This window comes from Streptomyces sp. ISL-87 (assembly GCF_018614095.1).
Taxonomy (GTDB): domain Bacteria; phylum Actinomycetota; class Actinomycetes; order Streptomycetales; family Streptomycetaceae; genus Streptomyces.
Map to the genome: position 1 here is coordinate 23122 of NZ_JAGGOY010000153.1, position 6272 is coordinate 29393.

Annotated in this window: 5 protein-coding genes; all 5 read right to left on the reverse strand. The window is 73.2% G+C overall.

Annotated elements, in window-relative coordinates; genetic code table 11:
• Positions 1–16: 16 nt before the first annotated feature.
• Complete coding sequence (hydA, locus tag J7I97_RS37825; protein ID WP_214944771.1) at positions 17–1417, reverse strand: dihydropyrimidinase; 1401 nt, start codon at positions 1415–1417, stop codon at positions 17–19.
• Between the two features lie 38 nt (positions 1418–1455).
• A complete protein-coding gene (locus J7I97_RS37830) occupies positions 1456–2709 on the reverse strand; it encodes an aspartate aminotransferase family protein (protein WP_214944779.1) in 1254 nt (417 codons plus the stop codon).
• A 38-nt stretch (positions 2710–2747) separates the two neighbouring features.
• Positions 2748–3590, reverse strand: coding sequence for a nitrilase-related carbon-nitrogen hydrolase (locus tag J7I97_RS37835; RefSeq protein WP_214944773.1), 843 nt, complete (start codon positions 3588–3590; stop codon positions 2748–2750).
• Positions 3591–3757: 167 nt separating this feature from the next.
• On the reverse strand, positions 3758–5818 hold the full coding sequence (locus J7I97_RS39400; protein ID WP_251059545.1) for a hypothetical protein: 2061 nt from the start codon (positions 5816–5818) through the stop codon (positions 3758–3760).
• Between the two features lie 45 nt (positions 5819–5863).
• Positions 5864–6244, reverse strand: a complete 381-nt coding sequence (locus J7I97_RS37845) for a PPOX class F420-dependent oxidoreductase (RefSeq protein WP_214944775.1) — start codon at positions 6242–6244, stop codon at positions 5864–5866.
• Between the last annotated feature and the right edge of the window lie 28 nt (positions 6245–6272).

Genomic DNA, 6272 nt, shown 5'->3' on the forward strand with positions numbered 1-6272 from the left:
GCAGCTCCTTACAGGCTTACAGGTACTGGCAGGCGGAGCGGGGGATGAAGGCCCCGTGGCCGGGCCGGCCGGTGTATTCGTGCCGGTCGATGACGAGTTCGCCGCGCGAGAGCACGCTGTCGACGCGTCCGGTGATCCGTTTGCCCTCGTACGCCGAATAGTCCACGTTCATGTGGTGGGTCGCGGCGGAGATGACCTGCTCGGCGTGCGGATCGTAGAGGACGATGTCGGCGTCGGAGCCCGGCGCGATGGTGCCCTTCTGGGGGTAGAGGCCGAACATCCGGGCCGGGGTCGCGCAGGCGATCTCGATCCAGCGGCGGCGGCTGATGTGCCCGTCCAGGACGGCCTGGTGGAGGAGGTCCATCCGGTTCTCCACGCCCGGCAGCCCGTTGGGGATCTTGGAGAAGTCCCCGCGGCCGAGCTCCTTCTGCCCGCGGAAGCAGAACGGGCAGTGGTCGGTGGACACCACCTGGAGGTCGTTGGTCCGCAGGCCCCGCCACAGCGCCGCCTGGTGCTCGCGCGGCCGCAGCGGGGTGGAGCAGACGTACTTGGCGCCCTGGAAGTCGGGCTCCGCGAGGTTGTCCGTGGACAGGAAGAGGTACTGCGGGCAGGTCTCCCCGAACACCGGCAGACCCTTGTCGCGGGCGGCGGCCAACTCGGCCACCGCCTCCTCCGCCGAGACGTGGACGACGTACAGCGGGGCGCCCGCGACCCGCGCGAGCTGGATCGCCCGGTGGGTGGCCTCGGCCTCCAGCAGGACCTTGCGGACCTCGCCGTGGTGGCGGGGATCGGTCTCCCCGCGCGCCAGGGCCTGTTCGACGAGGACGTCGATGGCGATGCCGTTCTCGGCGTGCATCATGATCAGCCCACCGTTGGAGGATGCCCGCTGCATGGCGCGCAGGATCTGCCCGTCGTCGCTGTAGAAGACCCCGGGGTAGGCCATGAACAGCTTGAAGGAGGTGACGCCCTCCCCGACGAGGTGGTCCATCTCCTTCAGGGTCCCCTCGTTGACGTCCGAGAGGATCATGTGGAAGGCGTAGTCGATGGCGCACTGGCCGTCGGCCTTGTCGTACCAGGTGTCGAGCCCCTCGCGCAGGGAGTGGCCCACGCTCTGCACGGCGAAGTCGACGATGGTGGTGGTGCCGCCCCAGGCGGCGGCCCGGGTGCCCGTCTCGAAGGTGTCCGAGGCGGCGGTGCCGCCGAAGGGGAGCTCCATGTGGGTGTGCGCGTCGACCCCGCCGGGGATGACGTACTTCCCGCTCGCGTCGATCGTACGGTCGGCCGTCCAGGCGTCGGCCGCCGCGGAGCCGTGGGCCGCGAGGGCCGCGACGCGTCCGTCCTCGATCAGCACGTCGGCGTGGAGTTCGTCGGCCGCCGTGATGACGAGACCGCCGCGGATCAGGGTGCGGATCGTCATGTACGTCTCCCCGGGGGTCAGTCGATGCTGTGAAGGGCTCAGTCGATGCTGTGAAGGGCCTGTTCGAGGATCTCGGCACCCTCTTCCGCCTCGGCGACGGTGAGGGAGAGCGGCGGCGCGATGCGCAGGACGCTGGTGTTGTGTCCGCCGCCCTTGCCGAGCAGCAGACCGCCCTGGCGGGCGGCCTCCAGTACGGCCGCGGCCGCCTCCGGGTCCGCCTGGTCGGTGCCGGGCCGGGTCAGCTCCAGCCCGGCCATCAGGCCCCGGCCGCGGACCTCCCGTACGGCGGGCACGGACGCGGAGATCGCACGCAGCCGCTCCAGCAGCAGGCCTCCTACGCGGCGGGCGTTGCCCTGGAGGTCGTGGTCCAGCAGGTACGCGAGGTTCGCGACGCCGGCCGCCATGGTGACCGGGGAGCCGCCGAAGGTGGAGATGGAGTTGGAGTCCAGGCAGTTCATCACCTCGGCGCGGGCCACGACCCCGCCGATGGACATGCCGTTGCCGATGCCCTTGGCGAAGGTGAGGATGTCCGGCGGGCCGTTCTGGGCGTGCGCCTGCCAGCCCCAGAAGTAGTCGCCCGTACGTCCCCAGCCGGTCTGCACCTCGTCGCTGATCCAGAGGATGCCGTGCCGGTCGAGGACCTCGCGGAAGGCCCCGTAGAGGCCGTCGGGCGGGGAGGTGAAGCCGCCGACGCCCTGGACGGGTTCCGCGATGAGGGCGGCCACTCCCCCGCGGGCCTGGCCGAGTACGTCTTCCAGGTCGGCGACGGCGGCGGCGGTGAACTCGGCGTCGCCCAGGTGCGCGAAGGGGCCGCGGGTGCGCACCGCGCCGTGGACGTAGTACGTCTGGAGCGGCGAGAGGCTGGTCGGGGACCAGCCGCGGTTGCCGGTGATGGAGACGGTGGAGAAGGACCGGCCGTGGTAGCTGTTGCGCATCGCCAGGATCTGGTTGGACCGGCGGTACGTCGACGCGAGCAGCAGGGCGGTGTCGTTGGCCTCGGTGCCGGAGGTGGTGAAGAAGACCCGGGCGTCGGGGATGGCGGACAGGGCCGCGACCCGTTCGGCCAGCTCGATCATGGGCCGGTTGAGGTACAGGGTGGAGGAGTGGATCAGCCGGCCGGCCTGCTCGGAGACGGCCTTGGTGACCTCGGGCAGGGCGTGGGCGGTCATCGTGGTGAGGATGCCGCCGAAGAAGTCGAGGTAGCGGTTGCCGTCGGCGTCCCAGACGTGGCGGCCCTCGCCGTGGGTGAGCTCGATGGGGCGGTCGTAGTAGAGCGCGAGCCAGTCGGGCATGACGGAGCGGTGGCGGCTGTGCAGGGGGATCGGGTTGGTCACGGCTGTACGAGCCCTCCGTAGGCGTCGGGGCGGCGGTCGCGGTAGAAGGCCCACTGGTCGCGAACCTCCTTGATCAGGTCGAAGTCGAGGTCGCGGACGAGGAGTTCCTCCTCCTTGTCGCTGGCGACCTCCCCGACGAACTGGCCGCGCGGGTCGACGAAATAGCTGGTGCCGTAGAAGTCGTTGTCGCCGTACTCCTCCTGTCCGATCCGGTTGATGGCCGCGATGAAGTACTCGTTGGCGACTGCCGCGGCGGGCTGCTCCAGCTGCCAGAGGTAGGAGGAGAGGCCGCGGTGGGTGGCGGAGGGGTTGTAGACCAGCTGGGCTCCGGCCAGGCCGAGTTGGCGCCACCCCTCGGGGAAGTGGCGGTCGTAGCAGATGTAGACCCCGACGCGGCCGACGGCGGTGTCGAAGACGGGCCAGCCGAGGTTGCCCGGGCGAAAGTAGTACTTCTCCCAGAAGCCTTTGACCTGGGGGATGTGGTGTTTGCGGTACTTGCCGAGGTAGCTGCCGTCGGCGTCGATGACGGCGGCGGTGTTGTAGTAGAAGCCCTCGCTCTCCAGCTCGAAGACCGGTACGACGATCACCATGCCGGTCTCGCGGGCGAGGGCCCGCATGCGCTGGACGGTCGGGCCGTCGGGGACGGGCTCGGCCCAGCGGTAGTGCTCGGGCTCCTGGACCTGGCAGAAGTAGGGGGCGTTGAACACCTCCTGGAATCCGATGATCTTCGCGCCCTGGGCGGCTGCCCGGCGGGCGTGCTCCTCGTGTTTGGCGATCATCGATTCGGTGTCTCCGGTCCAGGTGGCCTGGACCAGTGCGGCGCGGACGACTTGGGCCATGAGCTGCTCCTCGCGACGGGAACGCCGGCTTCTACGCACGTAGACGCAGTCCGTAGGGAGTAGAACGTAGGCCTCGTCACACCGTGGGGCAAGACCGCCGTGCGCGGTTGGAGTAGTCGATCAAGTTACGTCGTCCCGTGGTCGTTTGCGGTCAGGAGGCGGGCGGTTTACGCCCCGGCGATCCCGGCCACGCGCAGGGCGTGGACCAGATCGCGATGGTGCGTCCCGGAGAGGGCCTTGGCCGCGTGGAGCAGGCGCGGGGCGAACCACTGCGGGGCGCGGCGCGCGAGGGCGGCGGCCTCCTCGGCGGTGCGGACCCGGACGAAGGCGCCGAGCAGGGCCTCGGCCTCCCGGTCCCGGCCGACGGCCCCGAGGGCGAGGGCCGCCTCGGCGATCTCGGCGGTGGGGCGGGCCACGCCCTGGCGCAGCAGCGCGGCGGAATCGGCCTCCCGGCCGGCCTCGCCGAGGGCGGCGGCGGCCGCGGCGAGCCGCTCGGGCGGGAGCGAGGCCGCCTCCCAGAGCAGCGTGGCCCAGTCGGCCGCGAGCCCGGCCCGCCCCAACTCGCCGGCCAGCCAGGGCAACCGCTCGGCAGGCCACGCGGCGGCCTCACACAGCAACGCATGCGCCTCCCCACTCCGCCCCTGCCCCCGAAGCCCAACCAGCTCGGCGACAAACCCCCCGATCCCCCGATGCGCCCCGCCGACGGCCTGGGGGCCGGGCTCCCCCCAGGACCCGGCTCCGACCGGGCTCCCGGACCCGGCCCCGGTGCCGGACGGGCCTCCGGGCCCAGCTCCGACCGGGCTCCCGGGCCCGGGTCCCGTGCCGGACGGGGCTCCGAGCGCGGGCCCGGGCGCGGTCCCGGGGTCCGGCTGCACCCAAGGCTCCACGCCGCGGGGCCAGTCGCCGCCCGGGGCGGGCGGGATACCAGGCTCGATTCCGCTCGGGGTCCCGGGCCCCGGCTGGGCCCAAGACTCCCCACCGCGCAGCCAGTCGCCGCCCGAGGCGGGCGGGATACCAGGCTCAATTCCGGTCTGGGCCCCGGGCCCCGGCTGGACCCAAGACTCCCCACCGCGCAGCCAGTCGCCGCCCGGGTCGGCCGGTGCGGGGGCGGCGGCGGGGTGCCGGGGGTCCCGGCCGGCCCAGGACGAGTCCGCCTCCGCGTCCAGGGGCGCGCCGTCGGCTGGGTGAGGCTGCGCCTCCGGCTCCGGCTCCGGCCGGGGGAAGCGGGCTCCCCGGGGAGCGGGGAGGGCGGAGTCCGGCCGGGGGCGGCCGAAGCGGGCCCCTCGCGGCGCGGTGGCACCGTCCGGGTGGCCCGGCGGCGGGGTGAAGGCCTGGGCCTCGGCGACTGCCGCGCCCGCGTACCGGGCCCCGCCGGAACGTCGCGCGCCGCGCAGCCACCGCCCCTCGGCCCGCCCGACCGGCCGCGCTGCCTCGGTGGGAGGCTCCGCGTTCCCCGCCCGCTGCCGCGGCACCCCGGGCAGCGGTTCAGCGGCCTGGCCGCCAGGCCTCGGCTCCGTATCCCCCTGCCACCCGGACTCCGGCCCGGCTCCCCGGGCCGATGGCTCAGTCTCGGCAGTACCGGCGGCCGGACCCCCGGGCACCGTCGGCCGCCCCGCCAGCGGGCCGGCCGCCCCGTGCGGCGAACGCGGACCGGCGGAGTCCGCCGGACCCGGACCCGACCGCCCCGCCCAGGGGGCGGCCGACACCGGTCCCGGCGTGGGGGCGGTCCGGCGGAGGGCGGTCAGGCGGGCCGTCAGGTCTTCGCATCTGGCGGTGGCCCTGGCGGTGTCGTCCTGGGCCCAGGAGAGTTCGCCCGCCAGGGTCTCGGTCTCCGCCCGGGAGGTCGCCGTGTCCAGGCGGGCCGTCAGTGTCCGTACGGCCGTCTCCGATGCCGTGCGCTGGGCGACGGCCGCCGCGAGCAGGGTGCGCAGTTCCTCCGCCCCGCCCGGCAGCCGGTCCCACGCGGTGACGGCCGCCGCCCGCAGCCCGGCCGCGTACTCGGTCTCCCGCTCGACCGACTCCCCGCCCCCGGCCACCGCGAGGTCCCCCAGCAGCGACTCCATCACATCCCACGGCGGCATCGCGACCCCGTCCAGGCAGGCCCGCATCCCATCCGGGTCCCGCCGCAGGAACTCCCCGTACCAGCCTGCCCCGGGATCCAGCCTCTGCGTCAACCCGCGCAAGTATTCGGAGAGTTGACCGATCATCAGCGAAGTAGCGGTCTCCATGCCCGCATTGGATCCCACCCGTGTTACGGGCGGGCTACGGGAATCTCAAAGCTTGACGGCGATCCCGCTGTGCGGCCGCTTGCCCAGCCGGACCACCGCGGCCGGCAGATCCACCGCCCAGAACTGCCAGGTGTACTTGCGGGACATCAGCCCGCGCACCCGCTTCAGCCCCGCCTCGTCCAGCAGCCGCGCCTCACCCTCCAGGACAGGCGCCCCATCCGTCACACGCCCCCGCGCGTCGCACGCGGTGACGGTGACCCGCCCGTTGTTGCGGATCCGCTTGACCTTCCACGAATCGCTGCGCGTCCAGACGTACAGCTCACCCCCCTCCGCCACCGCCCACACCGGGGTGGCCACCGGCGTGCCGTCCTTACGGAAAGTGGTGAGACTGACATACCGCGCCTTGCCGAGCTCCTCAAGAGTCATCCCCCGACCCTAGTGCCGTGGCCGGAAA